Below are 19,298 nucleotides of genomic sequence, written 5' to 3'. Positions count from 1 at the left end.
GAGGAGGGATCGGATGTGAAACACGACAAGATCGGCTCAGTGATGACCACCGAGGTCGTCCGGGCCGAATACGGAACCCCGTTCAAGGAGATCGCCCGCCTGCTCGCAGGCCACCGGATCAGTGGACTGCCGGTGATCGACGCCGACGAGCATGTCATGGGTGTGGTGTCGGGGACCGACCTCATGACGCGCCAGGCGGACACGCCCGGCCGACACGAGTCGGCGCGCCGGTTCCGCGCGGTGGTGACCATGGCCGCCCGCCGGCGGGAGGCGAGGTTGAAGGCGCGTACGGCAGCTCAGTTGATGACCGAGCCGCCCGTCACCGTGCACGCCGACGACACGATCGTGGAGGCCGCCCGGACCATGGCCGAGCGACGAGTGGAACGGCTGCCGGTGCTGGACGACGAGGAGCGCCTGGTCGGCATCGTCACCAGGCGTGACCTGCTGAGGGTCTTCCTGCGCCCGGACGCCGAGATCCGTGAGGAGGTCGTCGGCGAGGTGCTGGTACGCGTGCTGGGGCTGGCCCCGCGCAGCCTCACCGTCTCGGTGACCGAGGGCGTCGTCACCCTGGAGGGCACCACGGAACGCCGGAGCGACGCCGAGATCGCCGTCTCGATGACCCGGCAGATCGACGGCGTGGTCGACGTGGTCGACAGGCTCACCCACGGGCTGGACGACTCGCGTCGGCCCGGGGCCCGGACCCCGCACGGTATGGGCGAGGACCGACTGCACGGACGGTGACAGGAAGCGGGCCACCTTGCCGCAGACACACCGGCCGGTGGGCAACGGTCCGAACCAGGGCCGTTCACCGCGGCGACTGGGACTGACGGTCCCCCTCCGGAGGTCCCGGCCGACCGACGGTGACGATCGGGACGGCGACGGCGCACGGCGCTGCGCTCGTCGGCAGCCTCCGAACCGGGTTACCGGCGTGTCGCCTTCGAGGCCGACGAGGTGGACGTGACTCCCGGGCACCGGGCGGAGGGTCGTCTTCACCGACTCCGACCCGGTGGTGACCGACTTCTGATCCAGGGGGACGCCATGGAGGAATCCAAGTACCCGGCGATGACGCGATGCCCCGGATCGTCGTGAGTCAGGACGTGTTGACGGCCAGGTCATCGCCTCGTCCGTCGGCCTCGCTGTGTTCCTGGCGCAGGACGTCGAGGACGACGGAGCCGTCGATGGTCTCGTGGGCGACCAGCCGTTCGGCCAGGCGCTCCAGGGCGGACCGGTGGCCGCGCAGCAGCGTGATCGCGCGTTGTTCGGCCTGGCGCAGCAGCCGGGTGACCTCCTCGTCGACGATGCGCTGGGTCTGCTCCGAGTACGGCGGACGGCTGGGCTCGTCCGTGGTCCGGCCGGGGAAGTGCGGGTCGGAGGAGGAGTACCCGATGGGGCCGAGTTCCGGGGAGAGGCCGAACTCCCGGACCATGCGGGTGGCGATCTGAGTTGCCCCGGACAGGTCGTCGGCGGCCCCCGTCGATCCCTCGCCGAAGACCACGAGTTCGGCTGCCCGCCCGCCCAGGCGTACCGCCAGAAGGTCGGTCAGATAGCCCTCGCTGTACAAGTGGCGTTCCGCCTCGGGGAGTTGCTCGGTGACGCCGAGGGTGACGCCGGCCGGAAGGATCGTGACCTTCGCCACCGGGTCGGCGTGCTCGCACAGTGCCGCGACCAGGGCGTGGCCCGACTCGTGGACGGCGACGGAGCGGCGTTCCTCGGGCAGCAGGGCGTTGGAGGACTCCCGGCGTCCCAGCAACACACGGTCGCGGGCGGCGTCCAGGTCGCGCGGCTCGATCCGGGTGCGATTGTCCCGCACGGCGTTGATGGCGCCTTCGTTGACCAGGTTGGCGAGATCCGCGCCCGAGAAACCGGGAGTGGCGCGTGCCACGGCGCCGAGGTCGATGTCCGGTGCCAGGAACTTGTCGCGGGCATGGACGGCGAGGATCGCGGTGCGCTCGGCCTGGTTGGGCAGCGGCACGGTGACTTGCCGGTCGAAGCGTCCGGGGCGCAGCAGCGCCGGGTCGAGGGCATCGGGCCGGTTGGTGGCGGCGAGGACGACGATGCCGCTGGATTGGTCGAAGCCGTCCATCTCGGCCAGCAGCTGGTTGAGGGTCTGCTCGCGCTCGTCGTTGCCGCCCAGACGTGCCCCGTCCGCGCGACGCGATCCGAGTGCGTCGATCTCGTCGATGAAGATGATCGACGGGGCGCGCTTGCGGGCTTCGTCGAACAGGTCGCGTACTCGGGAGGCGCCGACCCCGACGAACATCTCCACGAACGCGGAGCCGGTCATCGACAGGAAGGGCACGTCAGCCTCGCCGGCGACTGCCCGCGCGAAGAGTGTCTTGCCGGTACCGGGAGGCCCGACCATGATCACGCCCCGTGGTCCCTTGGCCCCCGCGGCGGTGTATCGCGCGGGATTGCGCAGGAAGTCGACGACCTCGCTGATCTCCTGCTTGACGCCGTCGTATCCGGCGATGTCGTTGAAGCCGGTGGTGGGCCGCTCTGCCTCGATGATCTTTGCGCGCGAGCGTCCGATGGCGCTCAGTCCGCCCGTCACTGTTCCTGCGGCACGGCGTCCCATCCACACGAAGAAGCCGATCAGCAGCAGGAACGGCAGGAACGTGAAGAGCACGGACAACCAGGCCGAGCCGCCGCCGCTGCTCTGGCTGGCTTCGATTCGCACGTGGTGCGATGTCATCTGCTGCTGGAGCTGGGCCCCGGTGCCCAGTGCGGTGGGGATCTGTGTGGTGAACTTCGTCCCGTCCTTCAGAGTGCCGCTGACCCCGCCCTTGTCGTTGATGTCGACCATCTGCACCTGGCTGGCGCCGACCTTGCCGACGAAGTCGGTGTAGGACAGTGATGTCGTGTGTGGCCCGGAGCGGGCGCGAGAGAGCAGCAGGACGATGACGAGCGTCGTAAGTATCCACCAGAAGATCCACCGTCCGCCGACCGGCTGAGGTTGCCGGGATGTGGAGGGTTCACGGGACGGCCCCGGCTTGGCGGGTCGCGTCAGATGCCGGTGCGGCATCCGCACTCGTGTGATCACCGGTCCCACGCCCTTCGGTCCCGGGAGCCGGCCAGTCGGCCCGGGCAATCGTGAGTGTCCTACCACGTTCTTGTGCCAGCTTTCTGCTGGTGACCACACGGATGCGGATCGAGGGTCGGTCGTCCGCACCCGTCGAACGTGCCCGGGCAGGGGTGGTGGTTCAGCCCTCGATCTCGACGTGGTGGGGCTTGGCTGCCTGAGACTTGGGGACGACGACGGTGAGGATGCCGTCGGCGAGATTGGCGTGGACGTTCTCGGCTTTCACCTCGGTGGGCAGGAGTGCCCGGTACTCGAATCGCCCGGTGCGGCGCGTGCCGCGGCGCAGGACACCTTCCCGTTCGCCTTCCTTCAGCTCCCCGGTGATGTGGAGTTCCCGTCCGCCGACCTCCACGTCGACGTCCTCGCGCTTGATGCCGGGCAGTTCGCACTCGACCTTGTAGGCCTCGTCGGTCTCGCTCAGGTCGGCCAATGGCGCCCAGGCCATGGGCTCGGTCCAGGACGGAGCGGCTGACTCCAGAAACCGGTTCATCCGCTCGAAGAGTTCGTCGAACTCGGCGGCTATCGGCTCACGCCAGGGGTAGGCCCGCTCCAGCAGGCTGCCGTGCCTGTGTCGTACGGGCAGAGTCATGCGGCTCACCTCCGCGGACTCGAACTCGAAGAGCCATGTGACTCCCTCCGTTTCCATCATGCGCGACGGCTGCCGGGTCGGCGACCTCGTACCCGCACGGCTCGGATCCTGTGGGCTGCGGGTGTTCGGCGGCTGTTGATCAGCGTGGTGGTGTTCAGGACGGAAGGCGAGGTCGTGATCGCGCAGGCCGGCGTCGGTGTCGGACCGGCCGGGTCTCCGCGCCGAAGCGCGCGGAGAAAGGACCAGCAGGGCGGTACCGCAGGCCAGAAGCGTGGGCCGGTTCGTGGGCCGGTTCGCCCTACCGCCTTGGCCGGAGTTCGGTGCGGTCCGGAACCGTCGGGGCCGCACCGAACGTGACGTCAGTCGCCGTGCGCCTGTCCGAGAGAGCAGTGCGTCCGGCGTGAGGTGGTCACGAGGCGCTCGTCACCGCGCCGTTCAGGCTCCGCTGCGACCCCGGACTACGACGACGGGGCATGGGGCGTGTTGCACGCAGTGCTGGCCGACCGACCCCAGCAGTGCCTCGCTGAATCCGCCGTGCCCTCGGTTGCCTACGACCAGCAGCTGTGCTCCCGCGGCGGCATCGAGCAGGACGGCGGCCGGGTGTCCGTGAGCTGAGACAGGACGGAGGTCGACGGGCCGTCCCGGGCCCGGGCCGAGGGCGTCGTCGATCGCCTGGTCGAGGATCTGGCGTGCCTGCTTCTGGTAGTCGGTCGGATCCGTGTCCGTAGGCGGGGTCAGGCCGAACCAGGGCGTCGGGAAGTCCCAGGCGATGATCGCGTCGACCACATCCCCCGTCAGCCTTGCCTGGTCGACTGCCCAGCGCAGGGCTGCCTTCGAGGGTTCGGAGCCGTCGACACCCACCACGATCCGCGGAACTGACGTCGCTTCGTCACTCATCACGTACCTGCCCGGTCACACTTGGCATCCCCTTTTCACCATGGCTGTGGCTGCCTGGGACCGCAACTTCGACGGAGCGTCGATGACGTCCACTGCTGCGCCTTGCGGCACTCGGACCGGTGAGCCGCTACGCCACATGGCGCTGACCCTCCGATGGGCGGTGCGCTTCGTCGTGGGGACCCGGGAGCAGCGCGGCGGGTACGGCCTACTTTCTGCGGTCGGGTGACTGCGCAGGGTGGGGGCAGGAGTCCATGGCGGCCGCTGGAAGAGTGAGTGTCACCGAGAACAACCGTCCGTCGTCGCACGTCGGTTCGAGCGTGCCGCCCATCGCCTCGGTGAGGTCCTGGGAGAGCCGCAGCGTCAGGCTGTCGGCACGCCGGGCGCCGCCGGCGCCGCCCGTGAGCCGGATGCGAAGCCTGCCGTCAAGGACTTCAACGGTCAGCGTCGGCGGCCGCCCGGCCTGGCTGTGGACGAGGGCGTCGGCTGCGAGAGCGGTCAGGACCCGGGTGAGCAGGGCACCGTCGGCAATCACGTCTGGCGCCTGCTCCGGTAGCCGGACCTGGATGGTGCGGCCGCCGGGGCCCAGGTCGTCCAGTACGGCGATCAGCAGTTCGTCGAGGCCGACGGGGCGCAGGTAGAGGTCGAGAGCTCCGCCCTGCAGCCGGTCGAGGTCGGCGAGGTCGGCGACGACCTGTGCGGCGCGGTGGACCGACGTGCGGGCCGCGCCCGTGTCCTGGCGGGCGAGGGCTTCCTCCGCCGCGCGCAACCGCTCCCGCAGGTCGCGGTCGGCTGCCCTGATCAGGGAGGCGCGAGTGCGTTCGGCGTCGGCGAAGGTGTCCGTCGCGGCGGCGTGCCGGGCGAGCGTGCCGTGCAGGTGGGCCATGCCGAGTTGGGCCGCGCACGCGCCGAGGATCCGCTGGTCGTGGGTGGCCAGGACCCCTCGGGCCGCCAGCGTGAGGGTGTCGCTGACCGGACTTTCGACGTCGGCTTCGAACGGGTGCTCCGGTGGGTGTGCACCGGAGCTTGCGACCACGTACCAGCGTGGCCCCGGTGCTGTCTCGGGTGCGCGTTCGAGAAGGCTGACGCCGGTCAGCCCGAAGCTCTCCCGCACCTGTTCGACGAGGCTCGGCAGGTCCTGGCCGTGCATCATGGCCGTTGCCAGCCGGTTCAACACCCGCGCCTCCCATGTCGCGCGGACAGCCTGGCGGGTGTGCCGGGCGGCCGCGTCGGCAGCCGCTCCCACCAGGATGGCGGCAATGACGAAGCTCGCCAGCGCGAGGGCGTCGCCGCCGTGTTCGACCCGCAGCGAGTGAAGGGGCGCGGTGAAGTAGTAGTCGGCGAGCAGCGCCGCCGCGAGGGCCGCTGCCAGCGCCGGAACCAGCCCACCGGCCAGGGCGGTACCCACGGCGGCGAGCAGGTAGACCAGAAGCACGCCGGACAGGCCGAGCCGGGGGACTGGCGCGGTGAGGACCAAAGTCAGCACAGGGAGCAGCAGCGTGGCCCCGACCGCCGCCGACCAGAACCGCCGTGGTCCCATACCGCGGCCGGGGTGCGGCAGCCGCGTCGTGAAGGCCGAGCCGGCGGCCGCCTCGTGGGTGATCACATGGACGTCGATGGGGCCGGAGCCACGGATCGTGCGATGCCCCACCCCGGTGTCCAACAGCAGGGACAGCCGGCCCCGACGGCTGGCGCCGAGCACGATCTGGGTGACGTTCTCGGCCTGGGCGAACTGCAGCAGCGCCTCGACCACCGACTCGCCCGTCGTCTGGTGGTAGGTGCCGCCCAATGACTCCACCAGGGTGCGCTGGGCCGCGAGGGCCGCCGGATCGGCGTGGGTGAGCCCGTCGACAGGCACGACGTGCAGCGCCAGCAGTTCGCTGCCCGGGGTACGCGCGGCGATCCGGGCGGCTCGTCGGATCAGCGTCTCGCCCTCCGGGCCGCCGGTCAGCCCCACCATGATCCGCTCACGGGTCTCCCAGGGGATGGCGATGCCGTGCTCGGCGCGGTAACGCTGCAGTCCCTCCTCCACCCGGTCGGCGAGCCACAACAGCGCCAACTCGCGCAGCGCGATGAGATTGCCCACCCGGAAGTAGTGGGTGAGAGCCGCCTCGATCCGGTCCGGCGGGTAGATGTCGCCGTGCGCCAGGCGCCGGCGCAGTACTTCGGGCGGAAGGTCGACCAGCTCGATCTGATCGGCTCGGCGGGCCACCTCGTCCGGCAGCGTCTCGCGCTGGCGCACCCCCGTGATCTGCCGGACGACGTCGTTCAGGGACTCCAGGTGCTGGACGTTGAGTGTGGTGATGACGTCGATCCCGGCGTCCAGCAGCTCCTCCACGTCCTGCCACCGCTTGCCGTTGCCGTCGCCGGGCGCGTTGGTGTGGGCGAACTCGTCCACCAGCGCGACCTGGGGGCGACGAGCCAGCACCGCGCCGAGGTCCATCTCGGTGAACTCCGCTCCCCGGTGGGTCACCGTACGCCGCGGGAGCGTCTCCAGGCCCTCGGCCATGGCGGCGGTCGGTCGCCGCCCGTGTGGTTCGACGAAACCCGCGACCACGTCGGTGCCGGAGGTGCGCAGGCGCCGGCCCTCTTCGAGCATGGCGTACGTCTTGCCCACGCCGGGGGCCGCCCCCAGGTAGATCTGCAACCGTCCACGCGCCATCCCCGGGCTCCCGCCGGCTCTTCGCACCGTTCGCCGCGTACCCCCTTCATGATGTACCCGGTTTCCGCGGTCCAGCGGACTTCTCGTGGCGCGCCAAGGGCCGAACGGCTCACACCGCCATCTCGGCCGTCCTTCCCTGGCGCGCCACCGCGGAGTGGCGCAGCGTGGAGGTGAGGGAGGCGGAATTCGGCGTGGCCGGCGGGAGGCCCGCGGGAGAGGTGTGACGTATGGGCACGGACACTGCGAGGCCTCGTGTCGTGGTCGGCGTCGACGGTTCGCCGTCCTCGCACGCGGCGCTGCGCTGGGCCGTGCGGTACGCCGGACTGATCGGCGGAACCGTGGACGTGGTGGCGGCTTGGGATATGCCCGGAGCCTACGGCTGGGCGGCTCTGGCCGTGGATGCCGATTTCGACGAGGCTGTCGCCCGGCAATGGCTGAGCCAGGAGCTGAGCGAGGTACTGGGAGCCGAGGAAGCCGCCTCGGTCAGGGCGCTTGTGGTCCGTGGTAACACCGTCGAGGTACTTCTGGAGGCTGCCGAGGGGGCTGAGGCGTTGGTGGTGGGCAGCAGGGGGCGCGGCGGGTTCGCCCGAGCTCTGCTGGGGTCCGTCAGCCGGCACGTCACCGCGCATGCCAGGTGCCCGGTTGTCGTCGTGCGCCCGGAATCGCGAGGAGGGCAGTCCGGCGGACCCGTATGACCCGGTTCCCCGGACCGCGGCCGGGTGGTGGCCTCGCGACAAGCCCCGACTCCTGCTGTTCGGCGAGAAGATATCCTTGGATGTCAGGATCATCACCGGAATGGGCAACCGAGACCCGGGCCAATGACCACGAGATTCACTGCCCCATCGGTTCGGGGAGGAGACCGTGAATGAGGACACCGCAGGTCGGGCTGACCGCGATCTCATGTGTCGCATCGAGGTGCGACTTGCGCAGCTCGGTCTCACGGAGGAGGAGCTGGCGGGTCGGGCAGGCATGTCGCCGCGCTACTTCCGGCACCTGATCGCGTCCGGGGCCGACTTCGACCCCGGTGGCTTCCTGCGGATAGCCGTCGCGCTCGGGATGACCTACCAGGAGTTGCTCGGAGGCCGGAGCGACGCCCCCGCCGGCCAGGGCGGAGCGGCACAGCACCCTGTGCTCATGAGGCTCACCACCAAGGAATGCTGGGAGCGGCTCGGCACCCACGGGATCGGGCGTGTCGCGTTGCCCGCGCATCCGGGGCCCGGCGTCTTTCCGGTCAACTACGTTGTCGACGGTATGACGGTCGCCTACCGCACGGATCCCCGAGGCGCCGCGGTGCCCGAACCCGGCGGCGAGGTCTCCTTCCAGGTCGATCACGTCGACGAGAGCCGGAGCGTCGGCTGGAGCGTCCTGCTCGCCGGCTCCGCCGAGCACGTCACCGATCCTGAAGCCGTCGAGCGCCTCGCTGAGCGGCCCGTCGGCGAGCCGTGGGCCGGAGGCGTCCGAAACCTGTGGATCCGCGTCGTCCCGGCCGAGATAAGCGGCCGCCGGATCCACGGCCTTTGATCATTGCGGGGACGCGGTTTCCGAGGGAGGCCCGGGCGGCTCCTGCAGGACGCTCCAGGCGACCGGGCCCAGCAGGTCGGCGAGTCGCCGGAAGACCTCGAGAAACAGGTCGTCGATCGTCAGCACGCCGACAACCCGTCCCGCGGCCAGCACCGGAAGCCGGCGTACCCCCGTGCGACGGAAGGACCGGTAGGCCGACTGGAGGTCGTCGGCTGCCTCGATCGTGGCGACGCGCACTGACATGACCGCCTCCACTCGGGCCTCCGTGCCCAGCCCGCCGCCCATGCCCCGTACGGCCAGGTCGCGGTCGGTGACTATGCCGCGCAGTGCCCCGTCCTCGACCACGAGGACGGAGCCGACGGCGCACTCGGCCATCCGCCGGGACACCTCGGCCAGGGAGACGTGTGGTGGTACGCACACCGCCGGAGCAGTCATCACCTCGGAAACCTTCACGCGACTGCACGCTCCCGTCGGTCCGTCAGAGGACGTCGAGCAGGTCGGCCACCGGCCGCCGTGGGCTCGCGTGGCCTTCGGGGCCGTAGCCGAGCCGGATCACCATCTGGACGTGGGCCATGGCCGAGACAGGATCGCGGACGGCCCACCGGATCTCCGGCCACTCCAGGGGCTGGGAGGTGACCGAGGCGACCAGACCGTCCGCGGTGGCCCGGAGCAGGACCCGCTCCAGTGCCTGACCGGCGCGGAGCCAGTCCACAGCCTCGTCGCGGGCCGTACCCAGCAGGGCGATGTTCGGGTCCTTCTCGAAGGCCGCCCAGCCCCGCCCGGGCATCGGACGGCCGACGGCGAAGTCACGCAACGGTGCCGTGGTACCGCGTGGGCGAGGACCGAACGCCTCACCGGGAACGCCGTCGGCCGCCCTCGCGGCACCCGACAGCTCCGTGTGCGTCCAGCGCTCCGTCTCCCCGCGTACTTCCGGGTCGAGTGCCTCCCGGCCTTCGGCATCCCGCACCAACTCCAGGATCGCCTGCACGTGCCAGGCACCGGGAAACGACAGCTGGGCCCCCTCGGCGCGGGCCGCTTCACGCAGCCTCTCCCGCACGGCGGCCGGGACTGCCTCGTCACGGAAGGGAAGACGGCTGGAGTGACGTCGGCCGATCGCGGGGCCCAGCCGGGCGAGTGCCCCGTCGGGTGGTCCGGTGCCGCACAGATCCGCCTCGGCGAGGAAGTCCTGCTGGTTCGGGTCGGGCAGCAACCGGACGACCGGCGCCAGCCCCGCCGCGGCGGCGGCCGCGCGCAGGTTGAGGAGCGCGGCGCCGCACCCCATGCGCATGCCGCGATTCACCGGGTCCGTTCGCGGCAGTGCGCGCTGCGGATCGGCGTACAGACGCACGACACCGGTGTCCCGCAGATAGCGGAAGGCCCAGGGCTGCGCGTTGTGCAGCGAGGGGGCCGCGGCGGCGGCCTCGACGAGCGCCTCGACGGCGTTCACGCCGGGAGGTTCTGCGGTCACGGTGGTCTCCCTTCCTGACGGCCCGGCCACTCACCCGGGCGAAGGGACGGCGATGACAGGGCAGCCGGCGTGGTGGAGCACGCCTTGGCTGACCGAGCCGAGGAGCATGCCCGCGAAGCCTCCCCGGCCCCGGGTCCCCACCACCAGGCCCAGCGCGTGCGCCGAGGCGTCCGTGAGCACCCGGACCGGATGCCCGACGACCACTTCGTGGCGCAGCTCCACCTCGGGGAAACGGGCGTGCCGGCCCGCCACGATCTCGGAGAGCAGCCGACGGCACTCCTGCTGCGGCTCGTGCTCGTCGAAGATCCTGAGCGGCCCCGGCTGCCAGGCCAGCACGGCCCGCAGCTCGGCGCCGCGCAGGGCAGCCTCCTCGAACGCCAGATCGACCGCGGCGGCGGAGTGTTCGCTGCCGTCGACGCCGACGACGTAGTACGCGGGGTCCTGGGTGATGTGTTCCGGCTCGGGGACGACCACCAGGGGACAGTGGGTGTGGGCCATCACCGGGAGGGCGACCGACGCGGAGCCGAACGCCTCCTGCCTCCGGCTCAGGTGCCGTGATCCCAGCACGACGGCGGTGGCGTCGCGGCTCTCCTCGCGCAGCACCCACACCGGGTCGCCCTCCGCGAGCAGGGCGTCCACCTCGAGCTGCGGGTGCCGGGCCACGACGAAGTCCGTGACCTCTTCGAGCACCTGCTTCCCGGCCTTGTGCAGCGCCTCGTTCCATTCCTCCCACGACGGCGGGACGTCAGGCTTGCGGTAGCCCCTGGTCGGCACGCCCTCGACGTGGACAGGGCGCAACGGCAGCCGTCGGCGGGCGGCCTCGTCGGCGGCCCAGGCCACTGCCATCCGGTGGGCCGGATCAGGATCGACGCCCACCACGACCGGCCGGCGGTCACCGGCCCGTGACATCGTCGCCCCCGGTCACCAAATGCCTGATGTACGCATCAGGGCCGGGGAAGTACAGGGTCACCAGTCCGCTGTCGGCCCAGCGTACGTCGTACGGCGGGCTGCCGTCCGGATGGCGGAGACCGACGATCTCGCCGTCTCGGGCGATGACCCCGGCCGCGGTTCCACGTACGACGATCTCGTCGCCGACGCGGGCGCGCTTCCAGGCCTCGCCTGCTTCGGAGCCGGTACTCCGTACAAGCCGGTCGTTGTTCTTCGCTGGTGCGGGAGCTGACATGCCCTCGCCTCCTCCCTGCGGTGGTGCGGAGAGGCGCCTCCGATTCCATGGAAGCCCCTGGGAGGCGGGACCCGCCAGGGGCCATTGGTCCCCGCGTCCCGCCGGCCGGCGCTCCCGCTCGGGCCCGCCGTCGGCGCGCCTTGCGCGGGGTTTCATTGGTCCGTGCGGATGGAGGCCCAGCGGCGTCGTACCGCTTCTTCGTGTTCGGCCTCCTCAAGCGCCAGTTCCATCGCTGCCAGTTCGTCCTGCAGCTGTGGGATCCAGTGGCGGCGCAGGGCCCGGACCCGCTGCCGCGTCCGTTCGGTCTCGGCGGCCAGGAGCGCGGCGGCTGCCTGGTGGGCGGCAAGGTCCGCCGCGGCGCGGGCCGCCGCACGATAGGCCGTCTCGGCGTGCGCGAGGGCCGTGTTGGAAGCTGTCGGTTCCGCCGGGGAGCGCATGGGGTCCGTCCAGTCCACTCGTGCCGGGTGGCTGACGCCCATCAGAGTGGCCCACGCGACGTCGACGCGCGCCCGGTCCGCGGGTGCCGCCACGGCCAGCGCGTGTTCGCCGCCGAGCAGTACCCCGCGCAGCAGCCAGGTTTCCGCGTCGGCCAGCCTCTTCCGCCACACCCGGCCCGCGTCCTCAGCCGCCCGTCGCGCGGTGCGCTCCCGGTCCAGCAGGAGCCGGAGTTTGCGTTCCAGCAGGTCCGCTGCGCGCACGGCGGCGGCGAGACCGCGTCGCAGCCGCAGGCGGCCGGCTCGTCCCGCCGGAACCCGGCGCCTGCGCGGGCTCATTGCGCCCCCTGCGGCGGAGTGCGGGTGTCGAGCAGGTCGGCCGGGAGCATGCCGAGCTGGCTGCGCGGCAGGGTCAGCAGCACCTCCCAGGCCCGGTCGAGGGAATCGTCCAACGACCGGCCCTCGGCGGTGCCCTGGGCGAGGAACCGGTTCCGGAAGACGTCTTCGAGGTCCAGGAGGCGCAGATCGGCGGGGCTGAGCGCCGACCGCCCGATCAGGTCGGCGAGTTCCGCCACCTGCCGGGACCGGGCCAGCGCGGCGATCAACTGTGCGGCGACGGCCGGATGGTCCGCGCGGGTCCGTCCGGCTCCGGTTCCCTTGCGCATCAGACGCGACAGCGAGGCCAGCGGATCCACGGGCGGATAGGTGCCCAGGGCTTGGACATCGGCGGACAGCACGATCTGCCCTTCCGTGATGTAGCCGGTGAGATCGGGGACAGGGTGGGTGATGTCGCCCGCCGGCATGGTGAGCACCGGCAGGATGGTGACCGATCCCGGTCGGCCCCTGATTCGTCCGCAGCGTTCGTAAAGGGAGGCGAGGTCGCTGTAGAGGTAGCCGGGGTAGGCCCGCCGGGCCGGTATCTCGCCGCGCGCGGCGGAGACTTCGCGCAGCGCCTCGGAGTAGGCCGTCATGTCCGTCATCACCACCAGGACGTGGCGGCCTTCCGTGAACGCGAGGTGTTCGGCGACGGTCAGGGCGAGTCGCGGGGTGAGCAGCCGTTCGATCACCGGGTCGTCGGCTGTGTTGAGGAACAGGACCAGTTCCCGCGCGGCGGAACGCGCGGCCAGCCCTTCTCGGACGAACGCCGTGTCGGCGTGGGTGAGCCCCATGCCGGCGAACACGGCGGCGAACGGCTCACCCCCACAGGTCGCCTGAGCCGCGATCTGCACCGCCAGTTCCAAGTGCGGCAGTCCCGCAGCCGAGAACACCGGCAGTTTCTGGCCGCGCACCAGCGTGGTCAGCACGTCCACCGCGCCCACGCCGGTGAGTACCGGTTCGTTCGGCGGTTCCCGGCGTACCGGATTGATCGGCGCGCCGCCGACTGCCGCATACGACCCGCCGAACACCGGCGGCCCGCCGTCGGCCGGTTCGCCCCGGCCGTTGCACACCCGTCCCAGCCATCCGGCACCCACCGGGATCCGCAGCGGCGAGCCCGAGAAGGCGACCCGGGTGCCGGCGCGGCTCATACCGGCGGTGCCCTCCAGGACCTGGACCACCGCGAGGTCGCGGTCCACCTCCAGGACCAGCCCGTGCCGTCGTTCACCGGAGTCGAGGACGATCGTGGCGAACTCGTCCCAGCCGACCCCGCCGACCCCTTCGACGACCACCAGCGGGCCGCGCAGTTCCGGCACGCTCGTGTACTCGACGACCTGGGGACCAGTCATGCCGCCTCCTTGAGCCGGGCCATCACGGTGTCGCGTGCCGCGGTCACCGGAGCGGTCTCCGCCGGGCCGGCCGTCTCGCGCGCCCGCAGCAGCGGGGTGAAGTCGACCGCCTCGACGGCGTCCACGGGGGTACCGGAGTCCACCAGCTCCGCACAGCGGTCGATCACCGTCAGCACTGCCTCCACCAGGGCCGCGGTCTTCTCGGGGGTGCTGTAGGTGTCCGCCGGGGACAGCGCGTTCTGCTGGACCGCGGCCTCGCGCAGCAGCCGTCCGGCGAGCACACTGATCCGCTCCCCGGGCGGCAGGGCGGTGATGCCGACCAGTTCGACGAGTTCGGCCAGCCGGTCCGCCTCCGCCAGCTGCCGTGCCACCCGCCCCCGCCGCCCGGCCCACTCGGGGTCGTCGGCCCGCGCGTGCGCGGCGACCAGACCGGCGGCGTCCCGGGAGAAGGACTCCGACCAGGAAACGGCTGGATAGTGCCGCGCGTAGGCAAGACCTCGGTCCAGACTCCACAGACACCGCACGAACCGCTCGGTGTGCGCGGTGACGGGTTCGGTGCGGTCGCCGCCCGGTGGGGACACGGCGCCGATCACGGTGACGGAGCCGTTCGCGCCGCCGAGCGTGCGTACGGCCGCCGCCCGCTCGTAGAACGCGGCCAGCTGGGAGGCGAGCCCTGCCGGATAGCCCTCCTCGGCGGGGAGTTCACCCATGCGGGAAGCGAACTCGCGCAGTGCTTCCGCCCAGCGGGACGTCGAGTCGGCGATCAGGACGACATCGAGGCCCATGTCGCGGAAGTACTCCGAAACCGTCGCCCCCGTGTGCACGCTCGCCTCGCGGGCCATCATCGGCATGTTGGAGGTGTTCGCGATCGTCACGGTCCGCTCCGCCAGACGGCCCCCGGTCCGCGGATCAGTCAGCTCCGCCAGCTCTTCGATCACGTCCGCCATCTCGTTGCCGCGCTCGCCGCAGCCGACGTAGACGATCACATCCGCGTCGCACCACTTGGCGATCTGCTGGAGCAGCATGGTCTTGCCGGTGCCGAAGCCACCGGGAACGGCGACCGTGCTGCCCCGCGCCACGGGGAAGAGCAGGTCGACGGCGCGCTGGCCGGTGTTCAGTGGCACGTCCGCCGTCAGTCTCCGCGCCACCGGTCGCGGCCTGCGCACCGGCCACGACTGCGCCATCCGCACCTCATGGCCGTCCACCACGGCGAGCACGGCGTCCGAGGAATGCTCGCCCGCCGACGCGATCCGAGTCACCTGGCCCGTCACATCCGGAGGCACCAGAAGCCGTAGGGACACGCTCGCGCCGATCTCCCCGAGGACGTCTCCGGCCGCGACCCGCGTACCCTCCGACTGCCTTGGTGTGAACGACCAGTCGACCGGGCCCGGTTCACCGGTCGTCGGCCCGCCTGTGGTGAGAAGGTCGCCGGTGCCGGCCAGAGGGCGCAGCAGACCGTCGAACACACCGCCGAGGAGATCGGGGGCCAACCGCACCGACAGCGGTCGCCCCTGGGGTTCCGCGGGATGGCCGGGGGCCAGCCCGCCGGTGTACTCGTAGGCCTGGACGGTGGCCGTGTCGCCGTGGATGGCGACGACCTCGCCCGGCAGCCGGGCGTCGCCCAGTGCGACCAGATCGTGCATGGCGACCGTGGGAGGGCAGGTGATCTCCACGAGGGGACCGGCGACGCGGAGAATCCGGGGGCGGTCGGTCCCGCCGGTTGCCGGAGCACTGCTCGTGACCCGTGCAAGCGAGCCCACGCCGGCTGAGTCCGACGTCTGGTTGCCGACGGCGGTCACGGTGGCCCCCAGAGCGTCTCGGCCTGGAGACCCAGCCTGTCCAGGGCGCGGTCGGCGAGGGCGTCCGCCGACAGATCAACCCGGCGGCCAGGCACTTCGGCCGTCACCCCGCCCTCCGCGGCGGCCACGACCCGCGCCTCCGCTCCCAGCAGGGCCCGTGCCACCTCCGCCAGGCGCGACTGCGAAACCGCGTCCTCGGCCAGGGCCCGCCGCACGCCCGCGCGAACCGCGGCCCCGAGCGCCGCATAGACGTCGGCGCGGGCCGCGAGTTCCACCGCCCAGGCGTCCTGCCTCCCACGAACCCGTTCCCGGGCCGCCTCGGCGGCACCGTCGGCCTCGCCGAGTTCCCGGGCCCGCGTGAGCACTGCCTCAGCCGTGGCGCGAGCCGCGCGCAGGGTTTCAGCCGCGGCGGCCCGTGTACGGTCCAGGACCGCGTCGGCCGAGGCGCGTGCCGCGCGCAGCAACTCGGCCCGCACCGGGTCCAGCGCATCCACGGGCGCGGTCATGAAGGCATCACCACCGTCAACGGCCGGGCCGGGTGAGGCGCCGTCGCCGCCTCCCCCAGCACCTCGGCGGCCTCGGGCGTGAGAATCACCAGGCCGACCGTGTCGGACAGCGTCCGCCAAGCCTCGCGGACGGCGTCCGGTTCCTCCGCGACGAGGACGTCGACCCCGGCCAGGGCCAGCCCGCACACGTCGGTTCGTGCGCCGATGGCGGCCACGGTGCTCATCGTCAGGCCTTTCCGATCAACAGGATCGCGACCACCAGCCCGTACACGGCGATGCCCTCCGCCAGACCGACGATGACCATCGCCCGTCCGAACATCTCCGGCCGTTCGCTCAGCGCGGCCAGCGCCGCGGCTCCCGTGTAGGCGACGGCGATCGCGGCTCCTATCGACGCGCCGGCCACCGCGATGGCCGCCCCGATCAAGGCGGATCCGTTGACTCCGCCGTGCGCGGCGGCCTGCGTCGAGGCCTGCGCGGGGCCCGCCAGCGCCGTGGCGAGAACGGCGAAGGCGCCGCCCAGCAGGGCGAGGTTCGTGGCGAGCAGCCAGCGGAAGGCGTGTCTGGTCCGGCGTCGCCGCAGCAGCCGGACGGCGCCGAGCACCGCGACCAGGACCGGCAGGACGATCAGCCAGGTGAGCATGGGACCACCTTCGTAGCGGGGTCGGCGGGTTCCGCCGGGGAAACGTGCCAGGGACGGAACGGTCGGCCTTCCGTCTCGAAGAGCCGGGAGAAGAGTTCGTAGAACTCCAGCCGCAGGGCCTGTACACCGGCCACCAGGGCCTCCAGGCCGAAGGTCACGGCCGTGCCCACGATGAACAGCAGGACGGCGCCCGCGACTCCCGCGGCCCCGCGCCCTGCCAGGGCCGTGGCACCGCGCCATACCAGGCCTGCGAGCGCGGCATGGGTGAGGCCGAACGCCGCTAGCCGGGCGAACGACAGGGTGTTGGTGCCGGTGCGCACGACGACGTCGAACAACCGCACCACCGTCTCGGCGAGTCCCGCGCCGCCGCCCGCCGTGGCCCGGAACAAGCCCGACGCCACCACCGCCAGCCCGGCCACGGCAAGCGCGCCCCCGGCGACGGCCGGGGCGCGCAGGTGCAGCAGCAGCCCCGCCGCGGCCAGAGCGAGCCCCAGATAGAACAGCAGTCCGGCACAACCAGTCGCCGCGTACAGTCCCGTGCCCCAGCCGCCCTCACGCACGCGGTTCACCGCGCCGGCGACGTGCGCGAGCGCCAACAGACCGGCCCCGAGGGCCACGGCGGCGGCCAGCAGACGAGTGGGATCCTCCAGCGGGCTCAGCCACAGCACCGGCAGCAGCCCGGTGGGCCCGAAGAACTCGCCGTAGGCGGCCCCCGCGAGCATGGCGGCGACTCCCGCGCCGGCCAGGAAGGGCCACAACCTGCCCAGCCGGGCCCACCGCCGGGGCCACCCGAGGCGCAACGCCAACGCGCCGAGCAACAGCAGCGCGCCGTGCCCCACGTCACCGAACATGATCCCGAACATCGCGACGTAGGCGAGGCCCGCCGGCCAGGAGGGGTCGAGGTCCGCGTAGGCGGGCGTGCCGTACGTCGTCACCAGCGGGGTGAAGGAGGCGGTCCGGCCCGGCCGCAGCAGGGTCGGGGGATCGGTACCGCGCGGGGAGGGAAGCGGCAGCAGCGTACCGCCCGCCGCGGCCAGCCGCCCCGCCACGCCGGGAACCTCGGCGGCCGGGCACCATCCCGCCAGCGCGACGACCTCCCCACGCCGTACGGCGCCTACCGAACGCTCCTCCAACTGAGCCTCGCCCGCAAGCAGAGCGACGCTGCCGTGCTGTTCGAGCAGATCGAGATCGGGCGCGGCGGCCGCAAGAACAGCTGGAGCCGCGCTCTCGGGTCCGGCGGTCGGTCCCCGTCCGCGCAACCGCTGCAGCCGCACGGCCGCCGCTCCCGGGGCAGCCGTCTCGGCGCGGTCCAGTTCCACGCAGCCGGCTTCGGCGATTCGCACGAGTGTGTCCCGCAGGGCCACTTGCGGCACGACCACCGCCACGCGGCGCATCCGGACCGGCGTCACCGCCTCAGACCAGGGCATCGAACGCCTCCCCGGGCCGTCCACCGCGAGCCGCGGATTCCAGCGCCGCCCGCACCCGCCAGGCGTCCACGGTCAGCACGGCGACCGCCCCGACGACCATCCTGGGCCCGTACCGGCCCTCGCGCAGCATCGCCGTCCCGTCGGACTGCACCGTCCGCCACCAGCGGGCCTCGGCCCGCCACAGCTCGCCCGGCTCGTCGACATCCGCCAGGACCCAACCGGCCGTCGGCGGCAGGTGCTCACGGAACTCCTGGTACGAGGCGGCGCCCGGCGCCCGGGTCCCGAGCAGCCGTGCCGCGTCGCGCCGCGCGGGCTCCGGAAGAGAGCGGTGGTGTACGAAGCGTTCACGTGCCGCGAGCAGGAGCGCGCGTCCCCGGGCCCATCGGCGTGCGGACGGTACGGCGACAGCGGTGCGCCGCGCGGCGGCCATCCGCATGCCCGTGAGCAGGGCCCATGGCGTATCGCCGCCCGGGTCGCCCCAGGGTGAGGCGGTGAGGGCCGCGCGCAGTTCCGCGGGCGTCCCGGCCCGCTCCAGACTTCGCCAGGCGGTCTCCAGCGCCCCGAGCCGGTACGGCTCAGGCACCTCCGCCCGGCGGCCCTCCGGTGCGGGCAGCCGGGCGGCCACGTTGGCGATCTCGAACCCGGCGGCGAGTGGAACGAGCAGGCGAGCACCACCCGGCGGCAGCCATCCGGCCAGAACCCGCAGATGCCACAGCACGGTGGCGGCCACCGCCCGCTGCGCCTGCGGCAAGCCCGCCGCTGTCCGCGCGTAGCGGGCGTACGGCGTCGTGGCCAGGTGCCGCAGGGCGTCGTCGAGCGTGGGGCCACGGGCGATCTCCCGCACCCCGACGGCACCCGGATACCGGCCGACGAGGGCTTTCGCCCGGACCGCTCCGGCGACCCAACCGGCACTCATGGCTCTCCTCGTGCCCCGCCTGCCAGACGCAGGGCATCGGCCACCGCGAGGTCCACCAGGTACGGCATGCGCTCCATCGCCCGCGCGCGGATCGCCGAGGCCGCGCGGTCACCGGCGATGCGCAGGGCCTCGGCTTCCTGCCGCGCCTCCCGGAGAAGTGGTTCAGCGGCCTGTCGGCGGACCTCCGGAGCTTGGTCCCGCGCGGCCGCCACCAGACGTTCGGCTTCGTGCGAGGCGTCCCGCCGAAGGGCCTCGGCCGCCTCTTGAGCGGCGGTCCGGATCCGTGCCGCCTGGCGTTGAACGTCCGTCAGTCGGTCAAGGGCAGGCTCCAGTTCGGCGGCGCGCTCCGCCGCCCGGTCGGCGGGCACGCCCGTGGCGGACGCTCCCGGCGTGCCCGCCGGACGGAACTGCTCCAGGAAGTCCCGCAGGCTCATCGACACGGCCTCCCGCCGATCG

20 protein-coding genes are annotated in these 19,298 nt (G+C 72.3%); 3 read left to right on the top strand and 17 right to left on the bottom strand.

Annotated elements, in window-relative coordinates:
* Positions 1-15 precede the first annotated feature (15 nt).
* The gene (locus tag ACIP4X_RS31590) at positions 16-741 is read left to right on the top strand and encodes a CBS domain-containing protein (RefSeq protein ID WP_401351600.1); all 726 of its coding nucleotides are present in this window, start codon (positions 16-18) and stop codon (positions 739-741) included.
* Between the two features lie 349 nt (positions 742-1,090).
* Here ACIP4X_RS31590 and ftsH read toward each other — a convergent pair whose 3' ends face one another.
* From ftsH to ACIP4X_RS31570, 4 genes are all read right to left on the bottom strand, one after another.
* On the bottom strand, positions 1,091-3,040 hold the full coding sequence (ftsH, locus tag ACIP4X_RS31585) for an ATP-dependent zinc metalloprotease FtsH (RefSeq protein ID WP_358733632.1): 1,950 nt from the start codon (positions 3,038-3,040) through the stop codon (positions 1,091-1,093).
* A gap of 160 nt (positions 3,041-3,200) precedes the next feature.
* Positions 3,201-3,668, bottom strand: coding sequence for an Hsp20/alpha crystallin family protein (locus ACIP4X_RS31580; protein ID WP_358733633.1), 468 nt, complete (start codon positions 3,666-3,668; stop codon positions 3,201-3,203).
* A 435-nt stretch (positions 3,669-4,103) separates the two neighbouring features.
* Complete coding sequence (locus ACIP4X_RS31575) at positions 4,104-4,565, bottom strand: universal stress protein (RefSeq protein WP_358733635.1); 462 nt, start codon at positions 4,563-4,565, stop codon at positions 4,104-4,106.
* Positions 4,566-4,770: 205 nt separating this feature from the next.
* Positions 4,771-7,224 (bottom strand): DUF4118 domain-containing protein, encoded by a 2,454-nt coding sequence (locus ACIP4X_RS31570; protein WP_401351597.1) that lies wholly within the window; start codon positions 7,222-7,224, stop codon positions 4,771-4,773.
* A 227-nt stretch (positions 7,225-7,451) separates the two neighbouring features.
* Between ACIP4X_RS31570 and ACIP4X_RS31565 the strand changes: the two genes are divergently transcribed.
* Entirely contained in the window at positions 7,452-7,919 is a 468-nt protein-coding gene (locus tag ACIP4X_RS31565; RefSeq protein ID WP_358733638.1) for a universal stress protein, read from the top strand.
* Between the two features lie 205 nt (positions 7,920-8,124).
* Positions 8,125-8,745, top strand: coding sequence for a pyridoxamine 5'-phosphate oxidase family protein (locus ACIP4X_RS31560; RefSeq protein WP_391459203.1), 621 nt, complete (start codon positions 8,125-8,127; stop codon positions 8,743-8,745).
* Here the strand turns inward: ACIP4X_RS31560 and ACIP4X_RS31555 are convergent, their stop codons facing one another.
* The 13 genes from ACIP4X_RS31555 to ACIP4X_RS31495 form a co-directional block, all read right to left on the bottom strand.
* Positions 8,746-9,198: a CBS domain-containing protein gene (locus tag ACIP4X_RS31555; RefSeq protein ID WP_401351594.1), complete on the bottom strand. Its 453-nt coding sequence runs from the start codon at positions 9,196-9,198 to the stop codon at positions 8,746-8,748.
* A 25-nt stretch (positions 9,199-9,223) separates the two neighbouring features.
* Positions 9,224-10,213 carry an Acg family FMN-binding oxidoreductase gene (locus ACIP4X_RS31550; RefSeq protein WP_401351593.1) on the bottom strand — a complete coding sequence of 330 codons (990 nt, stop codon included), beginning with the start codon at positions 10,211-10,213 and terminating at the stop codon, positions 9,224-9,226.
* Between the two features lie 30 nt (positions 10,214-10,243).
* Positions 10,244-11,122, bottom strand: a complete 879-nt coding sequence (locus ACIP4X_RS31545; RefSeq protein ID WP_358733645.1) for a universal stress protein — start codon at positions 11,120-11,122, stop codon at positions 10,244-10,246.
* Entirely contained in the window at positions 11,106-11,396 is a 291-nt protein-coding gene (locus ACIP4X_RS31540; protein ID WP_358733647.1) for a DUF1918 domain-containing protein, read from the bottom strand. The genes ACIP4X_RS31545 and ACIP4X_RS31540 overlap by 17 nt, the downstream gene beginning before the upstream one ends.
* Positions 11,397-11,548: 152 nt before the next feature.
* Positions 11,549-12,169, bottom strand: coding sequence for a V-type ATP synthase subunit D (locus ACIP4X_RS31535; protein ID WP_358733650.1), 621 nt, complete (start codon positions 12,167-12,169; stop codon positions 11,549-11,551).
* Positions 12,166-13,554, bottom strand: coding sequence for a V-type ATP synthase subunit B (locus ACIP4X_RS31530; protein WP_401351590.1), 1,389 nt, complete (start codon positions 13,552-13,554; stop codon positions 12,166-12,168). The genes ACIP4X_RS31535 and ACIP4X_RS31530 overlap by 4 nt, the downstream gene beginning before the upstream one ends.
* Positions 13,551-15,314 (bottom strand): V-type ATP synthase subunit A, encoded by a 1,764-nt coding sequence (locus ACIP4X_RS31525; protein ID WP_401351589.1) that lies wholly within the window; start codon positions 15,312-15,314, stop codon positions 13,551-13,553. Before ACIP4X_RS31525 ends, ACIP4X_RS31530 begins: the two co-directional genes overlap by 4 nt.
* Positions 15,315-15,349: 35 nt before the next feature.
* Positions 15,350-15,859, bottom strand: a complete 510-nt coding sequence (locus ACIP4X_RS31520) for a hypothetical protein (protein WP_358733656.1) — start codon at positions 15,857-15,859, stop codon at positions 15,350-15,352.
* Positions 15,856-16,083 carry a V-type ATP synthase subunit F gene (locus tag ACIP4X_RS31515; RefSeq protein WP_358733658.1) on the bottom strand — a complete coding sequence of 76 codons (228 nt, stop codon included), beginning with the start codon at positions 16,081-16,083 and terminating at the stop codon, positions 15,856-15,858. Before ACIP4X_RS31515 ends, ACIP4X_RS31520 begins: the two co-directional genes overlap by 4 nt.
* A 2-nt stretch (positions 16,084-16,085) precedes the next feature.
* Positions 16,086-16,499 (bottom strand): ATP synthase subunit C, encoded by a 414-nt coding sequence (locus tag ACIP4X_RS31510; RefSeq protein ID WP_358733659.1) that lies wholly within the window; start codon positions 16,497-16,499, stop codon positions 16,086-16,088.
* The gene (locus tag ACIP4X_RS31505) at positions 16,484-17,926 is read right to left on the bottom strand and encodes a V-type ATPase 116kDa subunit family protein (protein ID WP_401351586.1); all 1,443 of its coding nucleotides are present in this window, start codon (positions 17,924-17,926) and stop codon (positions 16,484-16,486) included. The genes ACIP4X_RS31510 and ACIP4X_RS31505 overlap by 16 nt, the downstream gene beginning before the upstream one ends.
* Complete coding sequence (locus ACIP4X_RS31500; protein WP_391459187.1) at positions 17,913-18,842, bottom strand: hypothetical protein; 930 nt, start codon at positions 18,840-18,842, stop codon at positions 17,913-17,915. Before ACIP4X_RS31500 ends, ACIP4X_RS31505 begins: the two co-directional genes overlap by 14 nt.
* Positions 18,839-19,276, bottom strand: a complete 438-nt coding sequence (locus ACIP4X_RS31495) for a hypothetical protein (RefSeq protein WP_401351584.1) — start codon at positions 19,274-19,276, stop codon at positions 18,839-18,841. The genes ACIP4X_RS31500 and ACIP4X_RS31495 overlap by 4 nt, the downstream gene beginning before the upstream one ends.
* Positions 19,277-19,298 lie beyond the last annotated feature (22 nt).

This window comes from Streptomyces sp. NPDC088817 (genome assembly GCF_044750345.1).
Lineage (GTDB): Bacteria > Actinomycetota > Actinomycetes > Streptomycetales > Streptomycetaceae > Streptomyces.
This window is presented reverse-complemented; position numbering and strand designations above follow the sequence as displayed.